A 25,740-nucleotide genomic window follows, 5' to 3' on the forward strand; every position below is an offset into this window, starting at 1 on the left:
ATTTTAACAATGTGTAGGCGGGATATCTACACAAATGTCAACTTTTTTTGTGGGGATTACTCAACGGTTCGGATAAATTAGACTTGAAGAAAGCAACCCATCCGAATCCTGTGCATCCTAAAATAAAAAGGGTTTATGAAATTATTTGTTGGTTTAATAACGCTTTTGTTAACGCTAAATTGCAGCGATAACGGTACGGATGATACCCCTAACTGTTCGGAGGCAATCTGTACCGAAGAATATAGGACCATTACGGTAAGTGTCAAAGATAAGGAAGGTGTTGCCGTGGCCTTGGACTATTTTAAGGTGGTTGTTCTTTCCAATGGAGAGGATATTACCCTTGATGCCTCAAGTAGTGAATATGACTGGATGGCAAAAAATGGGAACTACCCTTTGTTCAGCGATAAATACGTTGCAAAATACAGTAATAAGAAACTTGAAATAAATTTTAAGGGATATGTGGACGATAAGCTATTGGTTGATTCGGATTATGTTGTAGGTGCAGATTGTTGCCATGTTACACTTATTGAAGGGGAAACAGATATTGTGTTAGCCAATCCTTGAGCTGAAGTCAACCGTGAAATGTCTTGTTTGAAAACAGGAAACCTTAGGTGGGAATCCGTTTATCCTATATAATTTCGTCGAAAATAGTGACAAGACTGGTGAATTATGGAAAAAGTTGGCTTTATTGCGCTTTCTTAAAAACCATTTCAAGTAAAATTTCGTAAATAGCATATGGTTGTAAATTTCCCCAACATTTCGGCACTTCTAAAGCATGCTACAGATCAAAGTCTCTATCAGAATCTAGTATCGCAATTGCAGAAAGATTTTGTGTTCGCCAATGTATTTATAGAATTGCCGGACAACATTTCTCCTGAGGATTTAAAAACGTTGGTACATGAAAAAGTATATTATTTGATCATGGAGAAATTCACCGATTATTTAAACCTGCTATATATTATTGATGTCCCCGAGAAAGCGGTTAAAGCCATTGAAGCCACCGATGTGGTTGAAATTTCGGAACGGGTGACCTTTGAGATACTGAAAAGGGAATGGCAAAAAGTGTGGTTCAGAAACGAATACGGTTCCTAGTCTAAAAATATACCCGCACAAAAGGCATCAAGGCATTGGCATAAATGCTTTTTTGAGTGTCGTGTAAAACATCGTATCGTATACCTATGGTTACATTTCTATTGCCGTAACCTAATCCCAGAAACAATGCCGGTGACCAATAATTTTCTTCCAGGTTGCCTCCGTCAAGTTCAAGTTTTCGATTTACCCTTAATTGTTCCAATTCCGCCGAAAGTTGTAGCGCCCTAATTGGATTGAACAGGGATAGTACACTGCCTCCATAAGCTACTAATTGTGCATCCCGAAATTTGGCATAGTTAAAATTAATTCCTAGGCCAACACCGAATTGCTCGGTAGCTTGGTAAATTGCGCTGGGAGAGATGGATGCATTGAAGGAATTGTTGCCAAAACCGATGCCTAAATTGCCTCCAAAATATACTTGGTTCCAAAAATCGGAATTCCTTGGGGTTAGTTGCGAATAACCTAAGCCCCAAAATGCCGTGAAAAAAACACATAAAACCAAGCTTTTTTTTAAGGAATAGCGATTTATCATAATTATTGTAATAATTTTCCATTATTCAGGGCTAAGATAAGCTTAGATATGCTAAATGTTGTATTTTTGAATAAATTTTGTTCAAAAGACAGAGAGACTTTTTCATGGATAAATATTCCTTTTTAAACGCTGCGCATACTTCTTATTTCGCAGAATTATACGATAAGTATTTAACAAATCCCGATAGTGTAGAGCCTAGTTGGAGGGCCTTTTTTCAAGGATTCGACTTTGGTTTGGAAAGTTCTATGGACGGGATGGTCGATGATTTGCAGACGGCACCATTGTCCGTGGCCGGGGGTCACGAGGTTGAGGTTCCCGAGAGGCTTCAGAAGGAGTTTCAGGTAGTTCGACTCATAGATGGGTATAGGACTAGAGGGCATTTGTTTACCAAAACAAACCCGGTTAGGGAAAGAAGACAGTACTTTCCGACTTTGGAGATTGGAAATTTTGGACTTGCTCCAAGCGATTTGGATACCACATTTACCGCAGGGGAAATTCTGGGAATTGGCCCTAGTACCTTACGTGAAATCATACAGCATTTGACAAGCATCTATTGTGATGCCATTGGTGTGGAGTATATGTATATCAGAAACCCGGAGAGGGTGGAATGGATCCAAAATTGGTTGAATGTCAATGACAATCATCCTAAATACGATGCCGATAGGAAGAAGCATATTCTTAAGAAATTAAATGAGGCGGTATCTTTTGAAAGCTTCCTGCATACCAAATATGTAGGTCAAAAGAGGTTTTCTTTGGAAGGAAATGAATCGTTGATACCTGCATTGGATGCGGTAGTGGAAAAGGCTGCCGAAATGGGTGTTGAGCAATTTGTTATGGGTATGGCACATAGGGGCCGTTTGAGTGTTCTGACCAATATATTTGGAAAGAAGGCAAAGGATATCTTTAGCGAGTTTGATGGTAAGGATTATGAGCAGGAAATTTTTGACGGGGATGTAAAATACCATTTGGGGTGGACCTCTGAGAGGAAAGCTAAAAATGGAAAGAAAATAATTATGAACATCGCGCCAAACCCTTCCCATTTGGAGACTGTTGGTGCCGTTGTTGAAGGTATTGCCAGGGCAAAACAGGATGCTCGTTATAAAGACGATTTTTCCAAAGTATTGCCCATTGTAGTGCATGGTGACGCTGCTATTGCAGGTCAGGGATTGGTTTATGAAGTGGTGCAAATGGCAAATTTGGACGGATATAAAACCAATGGTACCATTCATATTGTTGTAAATAATCAAATTGGGTTTACGACTAATTATTTGGACGCCCGTAGTTCTACATATTGTACGGACGTAGCCAAGGTAACCTTGAGTCCGGTGCTACATGTTAATTCGGACGATCCCGAAGCCGTTGTACATGCCTCACTTTTTGCCCTCGAATTTCGTATGCGTTTTCAAAGAGACGTATTTTTAGACCTCTTGGGGTATAGGAAATATGGGCATAATGAAGGCGATGAACCGCGTTTTACCCAGCCAAAACTCTACAAGGCGATTGCCAAGCACAAAAATTCAAGGGATATTTATGCTGAAGCACTAATAAAGGAAGGTGTCATTGGGAATAACTTTGTGAAAGAACTGGAAGAACAGTATAAGGCTTCTTTGGAGGAGGAATTGGAAGATTCCAGAAAAGAGGATAAGACTGTAATTACCCCGTTTATGGCCGATGAATGGAGCGGGTATACCCATGTACGTGAGTGGGAGATGATGGATGCGGTAGATACAAAATACGATAAAAAGAAACTTACTGCCATAGCCAAGGTGTTGACCGAGTTGCCCAAGAATAAGAAGTTCTTGCGTAAAGTTGAGAAATTGGTGAACGACCGCAAGGCCATGTTTTTTGAGAATGATGCCTTGGATTGGGCCATGGGAGAACTTTTGGCCTACGGCACTCTTTTGGAAGAAGGTTACGCAGTGCGTATGTCCGGACAGGATGTTGAAAGGGGTACTTTTTCGCATCGTCATGCAGTAATGAAAGTGGAAGAAAGTGAGGAGGAAGTTATGCTTTTGAACCACATTTCCGATAATCAGGGAATTTTTCAAATATATAATTCACTTTTGTCGGAATATGGTGTAGTTGGTTTTGACTACGGATATGCTATGGCGAGCCCAAATACTTTAACGATTTGGGAAGCTCAGTTTGGGGATTTTAGTAATGGTGCCCAAATTATGATAGATCAGTACATATCTGCAGCGGAGGATAAATGGAAATTGCAAAATGGATTGGTGATGCTGTTGCCACACGGGTACGAAGGTCAGGGTGCGGAACATTCATCCGCCCGTATGGAGCGCTATTTGCAATTATGTGCAAGGGATAATATGTATATCGCCGATGTAACTACCCCTGCAAATATGTTCCATTTGTTGAGAAGGCAAATGAAGGTTAATTTCAGAAAGCCCTTAATAGTGTTTACACCAAAAAGTTTGTTGAGGCATCCCCGGGCCGTATCAACGGTTGAGGAATTTGCAAACGGAGAATTCCAAATGGTAATTGATGATGCAACCGCCGAGGTGTCCAAAATTAAGAGTTTGGTATTTTGTACCGGTAAATTCTATTACGACCTATTGGCTTATAGGGAAGAAAATAATAGGGATGACGTAGCCTTGGTGAGAGTGGAACAATTATTTCCGGTGCCTACAGAGAAATTGAAGGCTATTATGGATAAGTACAAAGATGTCGAAGATAAGGTTTGGGCGCAAGAAGAACCAAGGAATATGGGTGCTTGGGGGCATTTAACCATGCATTTTAGCGAGGCGCATAAATTAAGGGTGGCCTCAAGAAGATTTTACGCTTCCCCGGCCGCCGGTAGTGCAGTACGTTCCAAACGTCGCCATCAGCAGGTGATAGATTATGTTTTTGATATTAACAAAAACAATATGGGAAGAAACCCGGAATCTACTGATAAATAATATTTTTTATTTTGGGGATTCATCGGTGAAAAACCATAGGATGTCCAAAAAGGGAAATTTAATAAAGGTTAAAATTAAAAACGAGTTTAGACAAAACACAAATTAAAATTATAAAACATGATTTTAGAAATGAAAGTCCCTTCTCCTGGGGAATCCATTACAGAGGTAGAGATAGCAGAATGGCTGGTGAGCGATGGTGATTACGTGGAGAAAGATCAAGCAATAGCGGAAGTAGATTCGGACAAGGCTACATTGGAATTGCCAGCAGAGGAAAGTGGCATTATAACCTTAAAGGCTGAGGTGGGAGATGCTGTTGCCGTAGGTGCGGTAGTATGTTTAATAGACACTAGCGCTTCCAAACCTGCAGGGGCTGCCAAGAGTGAAGAAAAACCAGCAGAGAAAAAGCCTGAGGTTAAGGAAGTAGCAGCGCAGAAAACTGAGGTAAAACCAGAAAAAACTTCATATGCATCAGGATCAGCTTCACCAGCTGCCAAGAAAATACTTGCCGAGAAAGATTTGGATGCCTCAACCATAAAGGGCACCGGAAAAGATGGGCGTGTTACCAAGGAGGATGCAGTTAATGCCATCCCGTCAATGGGTACTCCTACAGGAGGGTCCAGGGGTGATAGTAGAACCAAATTGTCTATGTTGAGACGTAAGGTTGCCGAGCGTTTGGTAGCTGCCAAGAACGAGACGGCAATGTTGACCACTTTTAACGAAGTGGACATGTCGGCCATTTTTGCATTGAGAAACCAATACAAGGAAGACTTTAAGAACAAGCACAATGTTGGTTTAGGGTTTATGTCCTTTTTTACAAAAGCCGTAATCAGGGCATTACAAATGTATCCTTCCGTGAATTCCATGATAGATGGCAAAGAAATGATTTCTTATGATTTCTGTGATATCAGTATAGCGGTTTCTGGGCCAAAAGGTCTTATGGTACCTGTTATCCGAAACGCTGAAAATTTAACCTTCAGGGGTGTGGAATCGGAAGTAAAAAGATTGGCTATAAGAGCTCGTGAGGGTGAGATTACGGTCGATGAAATGACAGGGGGTACCTTTACTATTACCAATGGCGGGGTGTTTGGATCCATGTTGTCCACGCCAATTATCAACCCACCGCAAAGTGCAATCTTGGGGATGCACAATATAGTGGAAAGACCTATTGCCCGTGATGGGGCCATAGCCATAGCACCTATTATGTATGTTGCTCTGTCTTATGATCACCGAATTATTGACGGTAGGGAGTCTGTAGGTTTCCTAGTGGCAGTTAAAGAAGCCTTGGAGAGTCCTGAAGAGTTGTTGATGGACAACAACGTTAAAAAGGCCTTGGAGCTTTAATATAATATATTGTACTTGGGGGTTGGCCCAGTACGTAATAAGATGGACCTGTTGGGATTTCAAAACCTGGCAGGTCTTATTGTTTTAGGTAAAGACGGGTTTTTTGGTAATCAATGATGGCCTTTCCTTTTTTCAGAATATCCGCCCCAATAATACCATCAACGGGCATAGCCTGGTGCGAGGTCAGGGCCTGATTAACGTGGACAAGGTCGAACAGGACAATTTTCTGTTTATGTTTAAACCATTTTCCTATTTCTATGACATTTTTGGTAGATAGTTTGGTGAACATTTCTGTGGCTCCTGCCCCTGCGGCCTTTATTTTGGAATCTTTGGAATTTAATTTGAAGAATTCTATTTTGTCCAGACCAATGCAGGTGTTGGAGGCTCCGGTATCCAATATAAACCTGCCTTTCACTCCATTGATGGTGGCCGTGACTTCAAAATGATTTGTGGCCGTAAGTACCAACGGAATGGCTATATATTTTTTTTTATGTAGAAAAACTTTAAGGCTGGGCATATGTACTTTTTTTGTCAAAGATAATCCTATTTTTGTTCTATGATATTAACAGATACACATACCCATTTATATAGTGAGGCTTTTGATGAGGATCGCTCTTTGGTCATAGATAGAGCCTTGGAGTTAGGGGTAGAGCGTTTTTTTATTCCCGCAATAGATTCGTCCTATACCGATGCAATGCTTGATTTGGAAAAGTCCTATCCAGAGAATATCTTTCTTATGGCAGGGCTGCATCCAACACATGTTAAGGAAGATTACAGGAATGAGCTGGCCCACGTTGAAGAAATGTTGGCGTCAAGGAAATTTTATGCAGTTGGGGAGACCGGCATCGACCTGTATTGGGATAAAACTTTCCTAAAGGAGCAGCAGATTGCCTTTAAACAGCAAATACAGTGGGCTAAAAAGTATGATTATCCCATAGTTATCCATTGTAGGGAAGGTTTTGATGAAATCTTCCAGATTCTTGAGGAAGAAAAGAGCGATGGACTTTTTGGTATTTTTCATTGTTTTACGGGCACTTTTGAGCAGGCACAGAGGGCAATTTCCTATAATATGAAATTGGGTATTGGCGGAGTAGTTACTTTTAAAAATGGTAAAATAGATACTTTTCTTGGGGAAATAGACCTGAAACATATGGTTTTGGAAACGGATTCCCCCTATTTGGCCCCAGTTCCTTATCGTGGAAAGCGGAACGAAAGTGCTTATTTGGTCAACGTTTTGGAAAAGATGGCCCAAATATATGGAATGGATAAGGAGGAAGTTGCTGCAATTACTACCGCCAACTCCCGACAAGTTTTTGGGATTTAGATAGTCTTGCGGACAGGTTGCCTTAAGGTGGAAGCTCTTTATTTTTTAAACCCTAACAATTATTAAGATTGAAAAACCAAAATTCTACAGTAGAAAAAACCAAAATTCTCCTTATTTATACAGGGGGGACCATTGGTATGGTCAAGGATTACGGTACAGGGGCACTGAAGGCCTTTAATTTTAATAAACTGATTAAGAATATCCCCGAGCTAGGCCAATTGGATTGTACTATTGACAGTATTTCCTTTGATGTTCCAATAGATTCCTCCAATATGAATGTTGAACATTGGGTAAATATTGCTTCGATTATCGAAGATCATTATGATTCCCATGATGGATTTGTGGTGCTACATGGTAGTGACACAATGAGCTATACTTCTTCGGCCATGAGCTATATGTTGGAAAATTTGCAAAAACCGGTCATATTTACGGGTTCGCAGTTGCCCATAGGTGATTTAAGGACAGATGCCAAGGAGAATTTGATCACATCCATTCAGATAGCCGCCTTAAGGGAAGATAATAGGCCCGTGGTTCAAGAGGTAGGGCTGTATTTTGAATATAAATTGTATAGGGCAAACAGAACCACTAAGATCAATGCAGAGCATTTTGAGGCTTTTGCCTCCTTAAATTATCCGGCTTTAATAGAGTCTGGGGTGCATTTAAAAGTAAACAGGGAGTATTTGTTTAGGGCAAATTCAACCAAAAGGCTAAAAGTTCATAAAGAAATGGATCAAAATGTGGCCATTTTAAAATTATTTCCCGGTTTTAACCAAACTCTGTTGCATAGTGTCTTAAATTCCCCTAACTTAAAGGCAGTAGTGCTGGAGACATATGGCTCAGGTAATGCTCCTACGGACAAATGGTTTACTTTGGAGTTGAAAAAAGCTTTGGACAGAGAAATTTTTATTATAAATGTAACACAGTGTTCGGGAGGTAGTGTTCTTATGGGGCGTTATGAAACCAGCAAGCATCTTGAGAAACTACAAGTTATTAATGGTAAGGATATTACAACCGAGGCGGCAATTACCAAGTTGATGTATTTACTTGGAAATAATATTTCTCCTAAGTTGTTCAAAACCATATATGAAACATCTCTCAGGGGCGAAATGCAATAAAAATAACAGTCTAAATTTCTTTAACTAATATTTTTTTTGTTATTTGGCTGCCCAATAACTAGAACTAGAGAGGTGGCCGAGTGGTCGAAGGCGCACGCCTGGAAAGTGTGTATACCCCACAAGGGTATCGAGGGTTCGAATCCCTTCCTCTCTGCTGTTAAGTTTTAATTTTTATATTGCGAATTTTTTTTATCTTTAACCCTATTAACTAACTAAATTTAAGTTTGAAAGAAATGAAAAGATTATTCTCTATCCTAGCAACAGCTGGGTTATTTGTGGCAGGTACAAATACAGTAAGTGCGAAAGTTGTTGCAGCAGCAGCCATTTTGCAAGACGCAGCTCCAGCAGCGGAAAAAGGTTTTACCCAAGTGCTTAAGGAGCAATTTATTCAGGGTGGTGCCGGATTTATGGGTATTGTTCTTTTATGTTTAATTCTTGGTCTGGCCGTAGCAATTGAAAGGATTATTTATTTAAACCTTGCTACTACCAACACTACTAAACTTAAGCAGCAAGTAGAAGATGCTTTGGCTTCAGGAGGTATTGAGGCAGCCAAGGAGGTTTGTAGAAATACAAAAGGTCCAGTTGCTTCCATCTACTACCAGGGATTGGAAAGGGCTGGTGATAGTATTGAGTCTGCTGAGAAGGCGGTTGTTGCCTACGGAGGTGTGCAAATGGGTCAATTGGAGAAAAACGTTTCCTGGTTGTCTTTATTTATCGCAGTAGCTCCAATGCTTGGGTTCATGGGTACGGTAATCGGTATGATTCAGGCCTTCCAAAAAATTGCAGCGGTTGGTAACTTGAGTGCTTCACTTATTGCAGGTGATATTCAGGTGGCGTTATTGACTACTGTATTCGGTCTTATTACTGCGATTATCCTTCAGATCTTCTACAATTACATCATTGCAAAGATTGACAGTATTGTAAATGATATGGAAGATTCATCAATCTCTTTGATTGATATGTTGGCAGATCACAAAAAATAAGTCGGACACTAAATACTTAAAGTATCATGCATAAAATAGTTAAAATAATATTAGTTGTACTCGGAGTGATTGGAGCCATACTTTGGTTTCAGCTTCCTAGTGCAGACGTTCCCGCAACGGAAGCCATAAATAATGGGTCTATGAACTTCATGTTCATCATAACCTATTTATTGTTGGGGATTGCGATAGCGGCCTCGGTTCTTTTTGGGTTGGTGAACTTGTTTACCTCCAAAGGAGCCTTAAAGAAAACCTTATTTGGTGTAGGGGGTCTTTTGGTAGTCGTTGTTATCTCTTACGCCCTAGCAACTGGAACAGATGTTAGTTTGGAAGAAATGGCCAAAAAAGGAGTTCCTACTACGGAGGATACAGTAAAAACCATTGGTATGGGATTGAATGTATTTTTTATCCTTACCATTATAGCTGTAGGTGCCATGTTGTGGTCCGGAGTTAAGAAAATGATTAGTAAATAATAAAATAAAATATTATGCCAAAAAGAGGAGCACCACCAGAGGTTAATGCGGGTTCTATGGCAGACATAGCGTTCTTATTGCTTATCTTTTTCCTAGTGACTACCACTATTGAAACAGATGCAGGGTTAGATCGTATGTTGCCACCAATTGAGCCGCCGGATACCGATGTAATCATTAAGCAAAAGAATATATTTCAGGTCAATATTAACCGTGATGGACAGTTATTGGCTGATGATGAGTTAACAAATATTAAGGATTTAAGGGCGAAGGCCATTGCCTTTTTGGACAATGGAGGAGCACCATCGGGATCTGCAGACTATTGCAGTTATTGCAAAGGTAAAAGGGATGTAGCTTCATCCGATAGTCCTGCCAAAGCCATTATATCTCTTAAAAACGATAGGGAGACGAAGTACGGAACCTATATAACCGTTCAGAACGAATTGGTTGGAGCCTATAACGATCTTAGGAATAGGGAAGCCCAGCGTTTGTTCAAGAGAGACTTTACGGATATGGAAGCTGAATATCTTAATCCTGAGACTCCGGACAATGTTCGTGAAGAATTGAAGGAGAAGGTTAAGAGAATACAGGATTTGTTTCCTCAGAAGCTTTCAGAGGCCGAAACATCGTCAAACTAAATTGAGAAGTTAAAAACAAGATACTATGTCAAAATTTAATAAGAAAAAAGATGCGGCTTTACCAGCGGTGAATACTGCATCCTTGCCAGATATCGTTTTTATGCTTTTGTTTTTCTTTATGACGGTTACGGTGATGAAAGACAGTACCTTGAAGGTGGAAAACGTCCTGCCAAATGCTACGGAAATCAAAAAATTGGAAAAGAAGGATAGGGTAATCTATATTTATGTGGGGAAACCAACCCGTGAATATGAGAAGACCTATGGTACCGAATCCAAAATTCAATTGAACGATAAATTTGCCGACGCATCCGAAGTTGGAGATTATATTTTGATGGAAAGGGCCAAAAAGCCTCAGGAATTACAAAATGTATTGACAACCGCACTTAAGGTGGACAAGGAGGCCAATATGGGTATTATTTCCGATATTAAACAAGAACTTAGAAAAGTAAACGCCTTGAAAGTAAATTATACCACCTATGAAGGTGATGCTTTCAGGAATTTGCAATAGTTAGTAAAAGGATAAGAGAATCAAAACGCTTCAAATGCATATATTTGGAGCGTTTTTTTTATGTTTAATTAATTACCTTTAGTGGGCTATGAGGTTTTCCTGCATATTAATTATACTTATGTTCTCCAGTACTTTTGTTACTGGGCAGGTTTTAGAATCCAATAGGGACGTGGATAGGAAATATTTGGAAGATCAATTTTATTTTGGACTTACCTATAATTTTGCCACTAATCTTCCAGCCGATGTTTCCCAAAGAAACCTGTCATATGGTTTGCAGGCCGGTTTTATAAAGGATATTCCCTTGAGTTACGAAAGGACCATGGGTATCGGTATTGGTTTAGGTTATGGTATAAATTCCTATTATACCAATTTGTTGGCTTCCCAGCAGGGGTCCGCTGTAGAATATACGGTGTTGGATAATGATGCCGATTTCAAGAGAAATAAAATTGCTACCCACGTCTTGGAGGTTCCCTTTCAGTTTAGGTGGCGCAATTCAACCCCAGAGGAATATAAGTTTTGGAGGATATATGCAGGTGTTAAGCTTGGTTATGTTTTTGATGGTCGGTCCAAATTCGTCTCAAGCTCAGAGAGAATAGTCTTTGTGAACAAGGATATAAGGGACTTTCAATACGGGCTAACCTTAAATGTAGGATACAATACCTTCAATATACATATTTATTATGCACTCAGTTCTCTGTTCAATGATGGGGTAATGGAGCAATCAGGGGAAGTCATAGAAATTAAGCCGCTTAAGGTGGGACTTATATTCTATATTTTATAACCAAAATTTAATCGTAAATAATTGGGTAAACAGACCAATGGCAAAGCCTATTATGACTTCTGCTTTGGTGTGGGCGTTCAAATAAAGTCTGGAGGTGGCTGCTAGGCCGCTAAGTAAGGTTACTATGCTTATGGCAATGGTAACATTGATTTCAAAGTGGATACTAAGGTTTATTAAGTACATTAGCAGGCTTCCCATGCCCAATAGGTGCATACTGCACTTAAAGTTTAGAAAGAGCAGCACAAGGGCGCTAAATAAGCCTGCAATTAGCCCTAAAAAGTAGTAATGTAACTCTATGGTGAAGTTATTGGGAATTACCTTGAATAAGACCATTATAAGCAGTCCTAGACTAATATAAAGAGGGTATTTCCTTTCTTGGAGATTGGGCATGAACACGGAACTTACAATGCCCAGGTTGCGCAAGATCAGGTAAAATATAATGGGGATGATTATGGTGAGTATAAATATGGGTAAAATATTTCCGCTCTGTACCTCCAACGGACTGTATTTGGGGGTAATAAGGAAATAGGCTATGGTGCCTGCAAAGGGTATAAAAAGCGGGTGTAAAAGGTAAGATGTGATCTTGAGGAATAGTCGCATTAGATCTGTTTTCTCAACCTGGCCACCGGAATATCCAGTTGTTCCCTATATTTGGCTACCGTACGCCGGGCAATAGGGTAGCCCTTTTCTTTGAGAATAGCGGCCAATTTATCATCTGTAAGCGGTTTTTTCTTGGTTTCCTCTCCAATTACAGTTTCCAGTATCTTCTTTATTTCTTTGGTGGATACATCCTCTCCCTGATCGTTTTTCATGGATTCGGAAAAGTAGTCCTTTATCAATTTCGTACCATAGGGGGTGTCCACATATTTGCTATTGGCCACCCTGGAGACGGTGGAAACGTCCATACCAATGCCATCAGCTATATCCTTTAGGATCATAGGGCGCAATTTGCGCTCATCCCCGGTTAGGAAATATTCTTTTTGATATTCCATGATTTCGTTCATGGTAATATAAAGGGTCTGCTGACGCTGCCTTATAGCATCAATAAACCATTTGGCCGCATCCAGCTTTTGTTTAATGAACATCACGGTGTCCTTTTGGGACTTCGACTTTTCCTTGGAGTTTTTGTAGCCTTCCAACATGTTGTTGTACTCCCGTGAAACATGTAGTTCGGGTGCATTTCTTCCATTTAGGGTAAGCTCCAATTCCCCGTCTACAATCCGAATGGAAAAATCGGGGACCACGTGTTCCACAATTCTGTTGTTCCCGGAGTATGACCCTCCAGGTTTGGGGTTCAAACGTTCAATTTCGCTAATAGCACCTTTTAGTTGCTCTTCTGTGATATTGTGTTTTTGGATAAGCTTTTGATAATGCTTTTTGGTAAACTGCTCAAAGGATTTTTCCAACAACAGAATGGCCAATTCCACACTAGGGGTTAATTCCTTTCGTTTTAATTGTAGAAGAAGGCACTCTTCCAGCGTTCTGGCGGCTACACCCGCAGGGTCAAGATCCTGAACTATGTGCAATACTTTTTCTATGGTCTTCTCCTCAGTATAGATATTTTGCGTAAACGCCAGGTCGTCCATTATATCTGTAAGAGGTCTTCTTATATATCCGCTCTCATCCACGCTGCCCACCAAAAATTCGGCAATGGACCATTCTTCATCAGTCAAATAAATAGTATTCAACTGGTTTATGAGATACTGATTAAAGGAAATTCCGGCTGCATAAGGAACATTTTTTTCCTCATCATCGGCACTGTAATTATTGGCTTGCGTGCGATAATCCGGTATTTCGTCATCACTTAAATAATCATCAATATTGATGTCTTCCGCACTTATGCTTTCACTATCGGTTTCATTATCGTACAAATCCTCAAAATCATCCTGTTGACTTTCACCTTCTTCCTTTCCAGTTTCCAGGGCAGGGTTTTCCTCCAGTTCTTGCTTTAGTCGTTGTTCAAATGCCTGTGTAGGCAATTGAATCAACTTCATCAACTGTATTTGTTGTGGAGATAATTTCTGCGATAATTTAAACTGTAGGTGTTGTTTCAGCATTTATAATGTTGATCTATCTTATAAAGTTAAAGAATAATGATTAGAATTCAGCATTCTGTGGCGTTCTAGGAAAAGGTATTACATCCCTGATGTTGCCCATTCCTGTTGCAAACAACACCAATCTTTCAAAACCGAGTCCAAAGCCGCTATGCACGGCAGTTCCAAATTTCCTAAGATCCAAATACCACCAAAGCTCCTCTTCATCAATACCCAAGGCCTTGATTTTTTCCATTAAGATATCCAGACGTTCCTCACGCTGGGAACCACCTACTATTTCACCAATTCCTGGGAATAGAATGTCCATGGCCCTAACCGTTTTTCCATCCTCATTTAAACGCATATAAAATGCCTTTATTTTGGCAGGATAATCGAATAGTATTACTGGGCATTTAAAATGTTTTTCCACTAAGAAGCGTTCGTGCTCACTTTGTAGGTCAGCTCCCCATTCATCAATAAGGTATTTAAACTGTTTCTTTTTGTTGGGTTTACTGTTTCTAAGAATATCTATGGCTTCGGTGTATGTTACGCGCTTAAACGTATTCTCCGAAACAAACTTTAGTTTTTCTATCAACGGCATCTCACTGCGCTCGGCCTGAGGCTTGCTCTTTTCTTCGTCCAATAATCGTTGTTCCAGGAATTGCAGGTCTTCCAAACAATTTTCCAGAGCATAATTAATAACGTCCTTAATAAAGTCTTCGGCCAAGTCCATGTTGGCATCCAAATCATTAAATGCTACCTCGGGCTCTATCATCCAAAATTCGGCCAAATGTCTTGAAGTGTTGGAATTTTCGGCCCTAAAAGTGGGGCCGAAGGTGTAGACCTTCCCTAAGCCCATGGCATAAGTTTCGGCTTCCAGCTGTCCTGATACTGTTAAATTGGTCTCTTTTCCGAAAAAATCTTCCTTATAGTCAATTTCTCCATCCTTAGTTAAAGGCGGCTTTTTATTGTCCAAGGTAGACACCCTGAACATTTCTCCAGCTCCTTCCGCATCCGAACCAGTGATTATTGGGGTATGAACGTAAAAGAATCCATTTTTTTGAAAATATTGATGTACGGCAAACGAAAGTGCCGATCGCACCCTCATGATAGCTGCAAAGGTATTTGTTCTTACGCGGAGATGTGCCTTTTCCCGTAAAAACTCCAGAGAGTGTTTTTTGGGTTGAATAGGGTAGACTTCAGGGTCTGCACCTCCGTGCACCGTAATTTCCTTGACCTGTATCTCTACGGACTGCCCTTTTCCTTGGCTTTCTACCAATGTACCACTTATTTTAAGTGCAGCTCCGGTATTGATTTGCTTTAGTAAATTTTCATCAAATTCCTCAAAATCTACTACGCATTGTATATTGTTTATGGTTGATCCATCGTTTAAAGCAATAAATCTATTGCTTCTATAGGTTTTTACCCACCCGTTAACAATAACTTCTTGGTGTAAATAATCGGGGGATAGTAGCTCTTTTACGCTAAATGTGTTCATTTGAATTCCTTGTAAATTATGTGGCAAAGATAGCCTTTTTGCAAAAATATAAATTGGGTATATAACTGTATATACCAAGTAAAAAATATTTTAATAAACGGACTATTCCTCCTTGTCCGTGATATTTAGTTCCTCCTTGGGAAGAATGTCTATTTGTGGTTCTTTTAGTACCTGTTTGTTGGCAATGCTTCTTTCCAAAGAAAGAAGTAACGAGGGTAATAAAATAAGGTTCGCCAGCATAGCGAACAATAAAGTGGCGGAAACCAATGCTCCTAAAGCTACTGTTCCTCCAAAACTGGAAATTATGAATACCGAAAAGCCAAAGAACAGTACAATGGAGGTGTAAAACATACTAACCCCGGTCTCCCTCAAGGCGGCATAGACCGATTTTTTAATTCTCCAATGGTTGCTTGTAAGTTCCTGTCTGTACTTGGCCAAAAAGTGTATGGTGTCGTCCACCGAAATTCCAAAAGCAATACTAAATACCAAAATAGTGGAAGGCTTAATAGGTACCCCTACGAATCCCATAACTCCCGCTGTGATCACTAGCGGCAATAAGTTGGGTATCAATGAAATTACGATCATTCTAAACGATCGGAAAAGATAGGCCATAAAGAGAGCAATAAGGCCAATGGCCAAAGCAAGGGACATAATGAGGTTTTTTACCAAATATTTGGTCCCCTTTAAAAATAGAAGGGCACTACCTGTCATGGTAACCTTGTACCTGTCCGCGGGAAAGATTTTATCAATATTCTCCCTTAGTTTAGCCTCTATGGTTTCCATTCGGGATGTTTTTACATCCTTCATGTAAGTAGTCATTCGGGCTACCTGCCCGGTGCTATCTACAAAACTACTCAGTAGGTTGCCGTTATCTGCGGATTTGCGGGCGACATCCATAATAAACGTATTTTCTTGGGAGGTGGGCAGTTGATAATATTTGGGGATGCCGCTGTAAAAGGCCTGTTTGGAATATTTCACCAAGTCCACAACTGAAACTGGTCTGGAAAGCTCCGGGATTTCATTGATCACCGTACCCAACTCGTCCATCTTTCTCAGGGTGGAAGGTTTTAAGACCCCTTTGGGTCTTTTGGTATCCACCACAATTTCTACGGGCATTATTCCGTCAAACTCTTGTTCAAAAAATCGGATGTCCTGAAAAAATTCAGCCTTTTTTGGCATATCCTCTATGGGACTTCCAGAAATGTCTATTTGATAAATACCAATAATACTGGCTACCAAAAGTGCAATGGAAACAATATAAACCGTAATCCTTCTATCCCTAACAATGCTTTCCATCCAACTGACAAAAGTTTCTATCCACTTGGTATTTAAGTGTTTTAGATGCTTGTCTTTTGGAAGCTTCATAAAACTATAGATGATAGGGATTATCAATAGGGAAAGCACAAATATTCCTATAATATTGATAGAGGCAACAATACCAAACTCTTTAAGTAATTTGCTATCGGTAATAATAAATGTGGCAAAACCGGATGCGGTAGTAACGTTGGTCATCAAGGTAGCGTTGCCAATTTTAGAGATTACACGTTGTAATGACAAGGCCTGGTTTCCGTGCTTTTTTACTTCCTGTTGGTATTTGTTGATAAGAAAGATACAGTTGGGAATACCAATAACAATAATTAATGGTGGTATTAGGGCGGTAAGTACCGTAATCTCATATTGTAATAGGCCCAGGATTCCAAAGGCCCACATAACCCCGATAATAACGACGAACATGGAAATAATCGTAGCCCTAAAACTTCTGAAAAAGAAAAAGAAGATCAAGGAGGTAACCCCTAGAGCTGCAAGAATAAATTTCCCAATTTCATCTATAATATTTTGGGAGTTCATGGTTCTTATGTAGGGCATTCCGGAAATATGAACATCGAGGCCGGTTTCTTTTTCAAAATTTTTGACCAAAGTAGAAAGGTCTTCCAATATAAAGTCCTTACGTACGGAGGTGTTGACAATATCCTTGTCCAAATAAATAACACTGCGTATGGTATGTGTTTTTTTATTGTAGATAAGGTTGTCGTAAAAGGGAAGATCGTTAAAAAGATGATTCGTTAGACTGTCAACCTCCTTTTTGGTTTTTGGGGTTTGTTTTATAAAAGGCTGCATAACAAATTCTTGTTTTACAGTGTCTTTTACGAGCTCTTGTAAATTGTCCGTAGACAATACAAAGTCCACCTCAGGGAAGGCCCCCAGTTGTTTGCTAAGCTTGTTCCAGCGATTAAATTTAATAGGGGTAAACAGGGAGCTGTCCTTTACGGCCAAAACAACAACATTGCCTTCTTCCCCAAATTGTTTTAGAAAGGAAAGGTACTCCAGGTTTACAGGGTGGTGATCGGGAAGGAGGTTGGCCTGTGAATTGGAAAACCTCATTTTGTCCCATTGCATGGACATAAAAATGGTCATAATGGCTAATAGGACTAGAATTATAATTCTGTTCCTAAGTATTAACCTTGCTATTTTTGCCCAAAATCCTCGCGTTAACTTTGCAACCATCTAATGAAACGTCTTATTTCAGAATGTTTTTTGGTATATAAACCATAAAAAAAACCAGTAAACCGTTAATGATTTAAAATGGTCTTTTGGATTCTAAAATTATTCGAGCGCAAAGGTAGAGAATGATTGTTATTGTTCCTAGGAAGCTGGGGCTAAATAGTAGGGGCTGGGAGAAACCAAATTTATGGGCCATGGAAATTATGGTCTAGAGGTGTTCAATATTGGGTTATATGGTCAAGGAAAACAAAAAGAGCGACCCATGGGTCGCTCTTTTTGTTTTTGTACTTTAAGGATTATACCTTCATAATTTCGGCTTCCTTGGCTTCAAGGAAGGTATCGATCTTTTTTATATACTTATCGGTGAGTGCCTGAACATCGCCCTCTGCGTTCTTCTGTAAATCTTCGGACACTTCAAGGCCCCTAATTTCTTTGTTGGCTTCCTGACGTGCATTTCGGACACCGATCTTAGCGTCTTCCGCTTCTGCCTTTGCTTGTTTTACCAAATCCCTCCTTCTTTCTTCCGTTAAGGGAGGTACATTGATAATTACAAAATCGCCGTTGTTCATAGGATTAAATCCAAGATTGGCGTTCATTATGGCTTTTTCTATTTCATGTAGCATGTTCTTTTCCCAAGGCTGAACGGACAAGGTTCTTGCGTCCGGGGTATTCACATTTGCTACCTGGGACAATGGGGTTGGGGAGCCATAATATTCCACCATTACACTGGATAGCATTACCGGACTTGCCTTTCCTGCCCTGATTTTCAAGAACATTTTTTCAAGGTGTGCTATAGCACTGTCCATCCCTTCTTTGGTAGTATCCAGAATAAATTTAATTTCTTCGTTCATATGCTATTTTTTTAATTGATCCAACACAAATAGTGCCAAAACTATAGATTTACGACGGTTCCTATATTCTCTCCGGAAACCAACTTCATAAGGTTTCCTTTTTTGTTCATATCAAAAACAACAATAGGCAATTCGTTTTCCTGGCTTAGGGTAAAGGCTGTGGTATCCATAACTTTTAGTCCCTTTGTCAGTACATCTTTAAAGGTTATCGTATCAAATTTGGTGGCTGTTTTGTCTTTTTCCGGGTCGGAGGTATAAATACCGTCCACTCGGGTCCCTTTTAAAATTACATCGGCTTCAATTTCTATGGCTCTTAATACAGCAGCGGAATCTGTGGTGAAATATGGATTTCCTGTACCACCGCCAAATATGACTACCCTACCTTTTTCCAAATGTCGCATGGCGCGTCTTCTAATAAAAGGTTCGGCTACCTCATTAATTTTTATGGCAGATTGTAGCCTGGTCTGTACTCCTTGCAATTCCAAGGCGCTTTGTAGGGCCAATCCGTTTATTACGGTGGCCAGCATTCCCATGTGGTCCGCCTGTACCCTGTCCATTCCGTTGCTGGCTCCTGCCAATCCCCTGAAAATATTGCCACCACCGATTACAATAGCAACTTCTATACCTTTGTCCACAACTTCTTTGATCTCCTCTGCGTATTCGGATAAACGCTGTGCGTCTATGCCGTACTGCTTAGTACCCATAAGGGCTTCTCCACTCAGTTTTAAAAGTATTCTTTTGTATTGCATCCTGATGTTGATTAATTTCATGCAAAAATAATCAAAAATATTTATGAAGCGGCTTGGCATGGACGATTCATCTATCCTTAATTATTTCATAATGCATATGGGAAGGTAGATTTATTTTTATAATCTTGCGTGGGTTTTTGTAGTTCCACCAATTTATAATGGTAAAATGCCATTTTCTGCCATGTCAGTACTTTAAGGAGATGTGGCATTTTCGGAAAAAACGATAAATAAAATCAATAAAAAATGACAAATAAAATAGGGTTGTTTAAAAAATCATGGATTTTAGGGGTTGCAATTTTGGTGCTCCAGGGATGTGGGACCACAAAGACATTGGTTTCGGCCGAAAAGGCTTCCATAACTGCGAAAATAGATTTGATCAATGTTGTAGACGATAAGGTAAATGTAGTTTTGGATCCGGCTGCATTTGTAACCGATACTGTTTCCTTTTTTATTCCTAAGACAGTGCCGGGCACTTATAGCGATGATAATTACGGAAAATATATAGAGCAATTCAAGGCTCTTGATTATAAGGGAGGGGAGTTAAAAGTAGAAAAATTGGATGATAATACTTGGAGGATTATCAATGCCAAGGATTTGGATAAAATTAATTATTGGGTAAACGATACCTACGATACCGAAGTAGAGGTAAGTGATCCTGTATTTTCACCGTCCGGAACCAATATTCTTAAGGGAAAGAACTTTATGCTGAACCTCCATGGTTTTGTGGGCTATTTTGATGGCCTTGAGGAAATACCGTATTCCTTGGAAATTTCTGCCCCAGATGGATTGGAGCCCGTAACCTCTTTGGTTAAAGGAATACAAGATGTAAACAGACCGGATACGGATGTATTTGTGGCCAATCGTTACTTTGAGGTTATAGATAACCCAATAATGTATTCCAACCCGAGCACGGAAACATTTCAGGTGAACGATATTGCGGTAACATTAAGTGTTTATTCTCCCAATGGTCATTTTACGGCGGCTAGTTTAAAAGGGGGTATGGAGAAAATGATGCGCGGTCAAAAGGCATTTCTGGGAGATATTAACAGTACCAAGCACTACACCATAATCCTCTATCTTTCCAATATGGATGACAATGATGCTAAAGGTTTTGGAGCCTTGGAGCACCATACTTCTACAGTGGTGGTAATGCCCGAACAAATATCAAAGGAGCGACTGGAAGAGGCTATTTTTGACACGGTAGCCCATGAGTTTTTTCATATTGTTACTCCCCTGACGATCCACTCCAATGAAATACAATATTTTGATTTTAATGATCCCAAAATGTCCATGCACTTGTGGATGTATGAGGGGACTACCGAATATTTTGCCAATCTTTTTCAAATTCAACAAGGGTTGATAAGTGAGGAAGATTTTTATCAAAGACTTATGGAGAAGGTCGAGAGATCCAAAACCTATGATGATAGTATGTCCTTTACCGTAATGAGCAAAAATATATTGGAGGAACCTTATAAGGAAAATTATGCCAATGTTTATGAAAAAGGGGCATTGATCAATATGGCTTTGGATATAAATCTTAGGGAATTAAGCGGAGGGGAAAAAGGTGTTTTATGGCTGATGAAGGAGCTTTCCAAGAAATATGGAGATTCCAAACCTTTTGAGGATGATAAGTTGATTGATGAAATCGTTGCCATGACGTATCCGGAAATTGGGGAATTCTTTACTGCCAATGTCATTGGGGACACTCCTATAGACTACGATGTCTATTGGAAAAAAGTAGGGTTGCAAACAACGGAGCAGGAGCAGTCTACAGGATATTTTTTTGATGGTGAAATACCTTATATAGATGTAGATCCGGCAAATGACAATGCTATTTTTGTAAGGGAAGGGATTCAATTGAACAGTTTTTTCAATGATTTGGGAGCCCAAGGGGGAGATATAATTAAGAGTGTTGATGGTAAAATGACCAATTTGGTTAATATTCGATTGCTTATAGGGCAGAGCATAAATTGGGATTCCGATAGGGAAATTGTAATGGTGGTGCAAAGAGGGGATGAGGAAATTACCTTGAAGGGGAAGGTTGGCGTGCCTACTTTGAAGGTCGTTAAGTTGGTTGCAATGGAAAGCGCTAGCGAACAGCAGAACAAGCTTCGTGAAGCATGGTTAAAAGGCTAGTTCTTGGTAAATAGAGCTCTATGAAAAAGGGTTAGGTAGTCTAATTGGAGTGCATTATCCTAGTCCAATGTGGGTATTTAGGGGAAATTAATTTAGGATTTCCTATGTCTAATTCAATGCTTTCAAATTCTATAATCTGATTTTAGTGCATAAAAAAACGCCTTTACATTGTAAAGGCGTTTTTTGTATAAGTAGTGCTTAAGGATTATCCTAAAGCAACCCTTTTAAATCCTGTTACTTCCAATTTGGAATCAACAGATTTTACGTATTGGGCTACGCTTTGTTTGCTATCCTTAATAAAATCTTGGTTCACCAAAGTATTGTCTTTGAAGAAACGGTTCAATTTACCTTTAGCAATATTATCCAACATAGCTTCTGGCTTTCCTTCTTGACGTAATTGATCTTTGGCAATTTCGATTTCTTTATCGATGATTGACTGGTCAACACCTGCTTCGTTCAAGGCTACTGGATTCATTGCGGCGGCTTGCATAGCAACATCCTTTGCGGCAACGTCTGCACCCTCAACAGCAGCAGAAAGTCCTACCAAGGTAGCTATTTTGTTTCCAGCATGAATGTAAGAACCAACAAATGGAGCTGATAGTTTGCTGAATCCACCTATTTCAATTTTCTCACCAATAACACCGGTTTGTTCCGTAAGTTTATCCTGTACAGAGTTTCCTTTGTAATCGGCATTCAAGAAATCTCCTTTAGTGTCGAAATTTAAGGCTAGATCTGCCAAGTCGTTGGCCAAAGCAACAAAAGTGTCGTTTTTAGCAACGAAATCGGTTTCACAGTTCAAAGAAATGATAACACCAGTAGTGTTGTCTGCATTTACTTTGGCAATAGCAGCTCCTTCAGAAGAATCTCTATCGGCTCTTTTGGCGGCAACTTTTTGTCCTTTTTTACGTAAGATTTCAATTGCCAAATCAAAATCCCCTTCTGCTTCAACCAATGCATTTTTGCAATCCATCATGCCAGCACCAGTTGTTTGTCTTAATTTGTTTACCTCAGCGGCGGTAATTTTAGCCATTTTATTTTGTTTTAATTTTCACCTAAATTAAGATTGAAATGTAATCCTAATCTAGGTTAATGTTAAATTTATATTCTGTTTTAAGTAAAAGAGGATTACTCTATTCCTCCCTTAACGCTATCTTGCCATTCCTGCAATTCATCCCATTTACCATCGGCAGCCATTTTTGCCTGCTTAGGCCATGAAGCTGGATTTTTGGAAGCGTATCTAGGGCCAGATTCAGTAAGGATGTCCTTAAGATCTTCTTCTGATTTGTCGGCTAGATCAGCAAAAGTGTTTATACCTGCTTCTTGAAAAATTTCAGCAATCTTTGGGCCAATGCCTTCTACTTTAGTTAGATCGTCTCCAGAAGTACTAGCTTTTTTGGGAGCTTTCTCTGCTTTTGGTTCCGATTCTTTTTCTTCTGAGGCTACCTTTGCTTTTTTCTCCTTTGGTTTGGCTTCATCTCCACCTTCCTTCTCACTTTGCTTTTCAGATTTACGTTCTGTTAATCCTTCTGCAATAGCTGCAGTTACAGATGCCATAATAACCTCGATAGATTTGGAGGCATCATCATTGGATGGAACTATAAAATCGATTGGTCGTGGATCGGAATTGGTATCTACCATCGCAAAAATTGGAATGTTCAATTTTTGAGCTTCTTTTACAGCGATGTGCTCACGCATTGTATCAACAATGAACAAAGCAGCTGGTAGACGTGTCATTTCAGAAATAGAACCTAAGTTCTTTTCCAACTTGGCACGCAAACGGTCAACTTGTAAACGCTCTTTTTTCGAAAGCGTATTAAAGGTACCGTCTTTCTTCATTCTATCGATAGAGGCCATTTTTTTAACGGCTTTACGAATAGTAACGAAATTGGTCAACATACCACCTGGCCATCTTTCGGTGATGTAGGGCATATTTACATTGCCTGCTTTTTCAGCAACAATATCCTTTGCTTGTTTTTTGGTAGCTACGAAAAGTATTTTTCTACCTGAAGCTGCAATTTTTTTAAGAGCCTCGTTGGTCTCATCTAGTTTTGCAACTGTTTTATAAAGATTGATAACGTGAATACCGTTACGCTCCATGTAGATATAGGGAGCCATGTTCGGATTCCATTTTCTGGTAAGGTGACCAAAATGTACACCTGCCTCTAAAAGGTCTTTTACTTCAACTTTGTTTGCCATTTTTGTTTTTTAGTTTACGTTCCTTTGAATTAGCAATATTAAAGTGGTACCTCTAGGCAGCCTTTAATATTTAGATGCTAAACTAATTTATCCAGAATTTGAATGCATTGGATTCTCCCTTAAGGAAAAGCCCTATGATCAACTTTGGATTATTACTTACCCTATGACAAGGGTTTTCAATGAACAATTAAAAATTATACCGAATCTGCCAATTTTGTCTTGATAACCATCAAGAGCATTGCCGTATTTCAGTATTTGATTTGTTAATACGGTATTAACGTTTAGAGAACTGGAATTTCTTACGAGCTTTCTTCTGACCAAATTTCTTACGTTCAACCATTCTTGGATCTCTAGTTAAAAGACCTTCTGGTTTAAGTACCAATCTGTTCTCGGCATCCAATTCGCATAATGCTCTGGACAAAGCCAAACGAACGGCTTCTGCTTGTCCTGTAATACCACCACCATATACATTAACTTTTACGTCGAAGTTTTCTTCGTTGTTGGTTAAGGCAAATGGCTGTTTTACTTTGTACTGTAATGTTGCTGTAGGAAAATAGTTGCTTAAGTCTCTCTTGTTAATAGTAATGTTACCATTTCCTTCAGTAACATAAACTCGGGCAACTGCAGTTTTTCTTCTACCAATTTTATGAATCATTTCCATTACTTAAAATCGTTTAAGTTAATTGCTGTTGGTTTTTGTGCTTCTTGGTTGTGGGCTGCGCCTGCATATACCTTCAGATTACGGAAAAGTTCTGCACCCAATTTGTTTTTGGGCAACATACCTTTTATCGATTTCTCTACTATACGCGCTGGATCTTTAGCCAACATTTCTTTAGCCGTTGTAAACCTCTGGCCTCCTGGATAACCGGTGTGACGAACGTAAGTTTTTGAATCCCACTTCTTTCCGGTTAGGTTGATTTTTTCTGCATTGATAATAACAACATTATCCCCACAATCAACATGTGGTGTAAAACTAGGCTTGTACTTCCCTCTAAGTAACTGCGCTACTTTAGAAGCAAGACGGCCCAATGTTTCTCCTTCAGCATCAACTAGTAACCATTGTTTGTCAACGGTCGCCTTATTGGCCGAAATCGTCTTGTAGCTTAATGTATCCACACTAATATATTTATTGATTAAACACTTCAATCCCGTTTAACGGGCTGCAAATGTACAATTATTAAGTTGAATTCCAAATGGTTGTTTCTTATTATTTTGTAGTTTTTTCCAATATTGGCAATTAGAAGTATACTTTGTCCTCACTTTGTAATCCTAATAATTGGTTTTTGCATCCTATAAGTCTTTTTGTTCTCCATAAATTCAAAGAAGTTGTATTGGCTTTTTGGTATTGATATGGCAGATTGTCAAAACTTGGTCAATACTTTTAAATTTCAATACATTGGGCGTCCGATTTTTTTACTTTTTCAGTGCTGCTTAAGTAGGGTTTGGGTAGTGTGCCTAATTGTTTGTATTTATGGGATACTAATTTGGCCTATAATACGTTAGCTTTTAAAACAATGTAAATTTTAAAATATGAAAATTAATTTTTTATTACTTTTTCTAGTTACAGGTCTTTTCTTTTCATGTTCTTCTGATAGTGATGATGATAATTCCAAGGAGGATGCGATAGTGGGCGTTTGGCAGGCCTATGAACTGAAGGTTAATAATGATACAGCCAGTGATGACGAGAAAAATGCCAGGGATTTATTGGCCTTTTTAACCGCGAAGGATTGTTATGTGCTGAGTTTTGATTTTAAGGTGGATTCAACGGTTATCATAGAAAATTCTATTGAGTATCTCGAAATTAGTCTAAATTCTGAAGGGAATGGTTTTGATATTCCTTGTCCTACCGAAAAGGATACGGAAACCACTGTCTATGTTTATGCCGATGGCAAACTAACCTATACCGATGAAGATCAGCAGGAAGTATCTGTAGACGTGACCATAGATGGCGATGTTATGACCTTGGATGCAGCAGACCTTGATGTCCCAAATTTAAATGCAGGTGGACAGCTTCTCTTTAAAAGAAAATAAAATACCAATAAAAAGCTAATACAAAAAAAGGGAATGCCGTTGGTTAAA

The 25,740-nt window shown here is 39.4% G+C and carries 25 protein-coding genes and 1 tRNA gene; 14 read left to right on the top strand and 12 right to left on the bottom strand.

Annotated features, from left to right (window positions below; all coding sequences use genetic code 11):
• The first annotated feature begins 135 nt into the window (after positions 1-135).
• Both KO529_RS07945 and KO529_RS07950 read left to right on the top strand, forming a co-directional pair.
• The gene (locus KO529_RS07945; RefSeq protein ID WP_215947382.1) at positions 136-564 is read left to right on the top strand and encodes a hypothetical protein; all 429 of its coding nucleotides are present in this window, start codon (positions 136-138) and stop codon (positions 562-564) included.
• Positions 565-735: 171 nt separating this feature from the next.
• Complete coding sequence (locus KO529_RS07950) at positions 736-1,092, top strand: hypothetical protein (protein ID WP_215947383.1); 357 nt, start codon at positions 736-738, stop codon at positions 1,090-1,092.
• 1 nt (position 1,093) lies between these two features.
• Here KO529_RS07950 and KO529_RS07955 read toward each other — a convergent pair whose 3' ends face one another.
• Positions 1,094-1,624 carry an alpha-ketoglutarate decarboxylase gene (locus KO529_RS07955; protein ID WP_247096796.1) on the bottom strand — a complete coding sequence of 177 codons (531 nt, stop codon included), beginning with the start codon at positions 1,622-1,624 and terminating at the stop codon, positions 1,094-1,096.
• A gap of 104 nt (positions 1,625-1,728) precedes the next feature.
• On the opposite strand from KO529_RS07955, the gene KO529_RS07960 reads away from it, so the two are divergent.
• Together KO529_RS07960 and odhB are read left to right on the top strand one after the other, a co-directional pair.
• Positions 1,729-4,539: a 2-oxoglutarate dehydrogenase E1 component gene (locus KO529_RS07960; protein WP_215947384.1), complete on the top strand. Its 2,811-nt coding sequence runs from the start codon at positions 1,729-1,731 to the stop codon at positions 4,537-4,539.
• Positions 4,540-4,656: 117 nt separating this feature from the next.
• Positions 4,657-5,880, top strand: a complete 1,224-nt coding sequence (gene odhB, locus KO529_RS07965) for a 2-oxoglutarate dehydrogenase complex dihydrolipoyllysine-residue succinyltransferase (RefSeq protein ID WP_215947385.1) — start codon at positions 4,657-4,659, stop codon at positions 5,878-5,880.
• Positions 5,881-5,956: 76 nt separating this feature from the next.
• Here the strand turns inward: odhB and KO529_RS07970 are convergent, their stop codons facing one another.
• Positions 5,957-6,397: a retropepsin-like aspartic protease family protein gene (locus tag KO529_RS07970; RefSeq protein ID WP_215947417.1), complete on the bottom strand. Its 441-nt coding sequence runs from the start codon at positions 6,395-6,397 to the stop codon at positions 5,957-5,959.
• A gap of 39 nt (positions 6,398-6,436) precedes the next feature.
• Between KO529_RS07970 and KO529_RS07975 the strand changes: the two genes are divergently transcribed.
• From KO529_RS07975 to KO529_RS08010, 8 genes are all read left to right on the top strand, one after another.
• Positions 6,437-7,204, top strand: coding sequence for a TatD family hydrolase (locus KO529_RS07975; RefSeq protein ID WP_215947386.1), 768 nt, complete (start codon positions 6,437-6,439; stop codon positions 7,202-7,204).
• 68 nt (positions 7,205-7,272) lie between these two features.
• The gene (locus KO529_RS07980) at positions 7,273-8,319 is read left to right on the top strand and encodes an asparaginase (RefSeq protein ID WP_289847756.1); all 1,047 of its coding nucleotides are present in this window, start codon (positions 7,273-7,275) and stop codon (positions 8,317-8,319) included.
• 66 nt (positions 8,320-8,385) lie between these two features.
• Positions 8,386-8,473, top strand: a tRNA-Ser gene (locus KO529_RS07985).
• A 79-nt stretch (positions 8,474-8,552) separates the two neighbouring features.
• Positions 8,553-9,302: a MotA/TolQ/ExbB proton channel family protein gene (locus KO529_RS07990; protein WP_111623703.1), complete on the top strand. Its 750-nt coding sequence runs from the start codon at positions 8,553-8,555 to the stop codon at positions 9,300-9,302.
• A gap of 26 nt (positions 9,303-9,328) precedes the next feature.
• Complete coding sequence (locus tag KO529_RS07995) at positions 9,329-9,772, top strand: hypothetical protein (RefSeq protein WP_215947387.1); 444 nt, start codon at positions 9,329-9,331, stop codon at positions 9,770-9,772.
• 14 nt (positions 9,773-9,786) lie between these two features.
• Complete coding sequence (locus KO529_RS08000) at positions 9,787-10,407, top strand: ExbD/TolR family protein (protein ID WP_215947388.1); 621 nt, start codon at positions 9,787-9,789, stop codon at positions 10,405-10,407.
• A gap of 25 nt (positions 10,408-10,432) precedes the next feature.
• Complete coding sequence (locus KO529_RS08005; RefSeq protein WP_110356941.1) at positions 10,433-10,915, top strand: ExbD/TolR family protein; 483 nt, start codon at positions 10,433-10,435, stop codon at positions 10,913-10,915.
• A gap of 118 nt (positions 10,916-11,033) precedes the next feature.
• Positions 11,034-11,696, top strand: a complete 663-nt coding sequence (locus KO529_RS08010) for a porin family protein (protein WP_247096793.1) — start codon at positions 11,034-11,036, stop codon at positions 11,694-11,696.
• Here KO529_RS08010 and KO529_RS08015 read toward each other — a convergent pair.
• The 6 genes from KO529_RS08015 to pyrH form a co-directional block, all read right to left on the bottom strand.
• A complete protein-coding gene (locus tag KO529_RS08015; RefSeq protein WP_215947390.1) occupies positions 11,691-12,296 on the bottom strand; it encodes a hypothetical protein in 606 nt (201 codons plus the stop codon). The genes KO529_RS08010 and KO529_RS08015 overlap by 6 nt on opposite strands.
• Positions 12,296-13,753 carry an RNA polymerase factor sigma-54 gene (gene rpoN / locus KO529_RS08020; protein ID WP_215947391.1) on the bottom strand — a complete coding sequence of 486 codons (1,458 nt, stop codon included), beginning with the start codon at positions 13,751-13,753 and terminating at the stop codon, positions 12,296-12,298. The genes KO529_RS08015 and rpoN overlap by 1 nt, the downstream gene beginning before the upstream one ends.
• A gap of 40 nt (positions 13,754-13,793) precedes the next feature.
• Positions 13,794-15,227 carry an asparagine--tRNA ligase gene (gene asnS, locus KO529_RS08025; protein ID WP_215947392.1) on the bottom strand — a complete coding sequence of 478 codons (1,434 nt, stop codon included), beginning with the start codon at positions 15,225-15,227 and terminating at the stop codon, positions 13,794-13,796.
• A gap of 102 nt (positions 15,228-15,329) precedes the next feature.
• Positions 15,330-17,732, bottom strand: coding sequence for an efflux RND transporter permease subunit (locus KO529_RS08030; RefSeq protein ID WP_215947393.1), 2,403 nt, complete (start codon positions 17,730-17,732; stop codon positions 15,330-15,332).
• A 293-nt stretch (positions 17,733-18,025) separates the two neighbouring features.
• The gene (gene frr, locus KO529_RS08035; RefSeq protein WP_215947394.1) at positions 18,026-18,580 is read right to left on the bottom strand and encodes a ribosome recycling factor; all 555 of its coding nucleotides are present in this window, start codon (positions 18,578-18,580) and stop codon (positions 18,026-18,028) included.
• 41 nt (positions 18,581-18,621) lie between these two features.
• Positions 18,622-19,329, bottom strand: a complete 708-nt coding sequence (pyrH, locus tag KO529_RS08040) for a UMP kinase (RefSeq protein WP_031442370.1) — start codon at positions 19,327-19,329, stop codon at positions 18,622-18,624.
• A 243-nt stretch (positions 19,330-19,572) separates the two neighbouring features.
• Here pyrH and KO529_RS08045 point away from each other — a divergent pair, with 243 nt between their 5' ends.
• Complete coding sequence (locus KO529_RS08045; RefSeq protein ID WP_215947395.1) at positions 19,573-21,465, top strand: peptidase M61; 1,893 nt, start codon at positions 19,573-19,575, stop codon at positions 21,463-21,465.
• Positions 21,466-21,670: 205 nt separating this feature from the next.
• Here the strand turns inward: KO529_RS08045 and tsf are convergent, their stop codons facing one another.
• The 4 genes from tsf to rplM form a co-directional block, all read right to left on the bottom strand.
• Positions 21,671-22,495 (bottom strand): translation elongation factor Ts, encoded by an 825-nt coding sequence (gene tsf, locus KO529_RS08050; RefSeq protein ID WP_215947396.1) that lies wholly within the window; start codon positions 22,493-22,495, stop codon positions 21,671-21,673.
• Between the two features lie 95 nt (positions 22,496-22,590).
• A complete protein-coding gene (gene rpsB / locus KO529_RS08055; protein ID WP_215947397.1) occupies positions 22,591-23,661 on the bottom strand; it encodes a 30S ribosomal protein S2 in 1,071 nt (356 codons plus the stop codon).
• Between the two features lie 274 nt (positions 23,662-23,935).
• Positions 23,936-24,322 (bottom strand): 30S ribosomal protein S9, encoded by a 387-nt coding sequence (gene rpsI / locus KO529_RS08060; RefSeq protein ID WP_085495248.1) that lies wholly within the window; start codon positions 24,320-24,322, stop codon positions 23,936-23,938.
• Positions 24,322-24,777 carry a 50S ribosomal protein L13 gene (gene rplM / locus KO529_RS08065; protein ID WP_031442375.1) on the bottom strand — a complete coding sequence of 152 codons (456 nt, stop codon included), beginning with the start codon at positions 24,775-24,777 and terminating at the stop codon, positions 24,322-24,324. The genes rpsI and rplM overlap by 1 nt, the downstream gene beginning before the upstream one ends.
• Before the next feature lie 414 nt (positions 24,778-25,191).
• Between rplM and KO529_RS08070 the strand changes: the two genes are divergently transcribed.
• Complete coding sequence (locus KO529_RS08070) at positions 25,192-25,692, top strand: hypothetical protein (RefSeq protein WP_215947398.1); 501 nt, start codon at positions 25,192-25,194, stop codon at positions 25,690-25,692.
• The last annotated feature ends 48 nt before the right edge of the window (positions 25,693-25,740 follow it).

Source organism: Arenibacter algicola (assembly GCF_018860365.1).
Taxonomy (GTDB): Bacteria; Bacteroidota; Bacteroidia; order Flavobacteriales; family Flavobacteriaceae; genus Arenibacter; species Arenibacter algicola_B.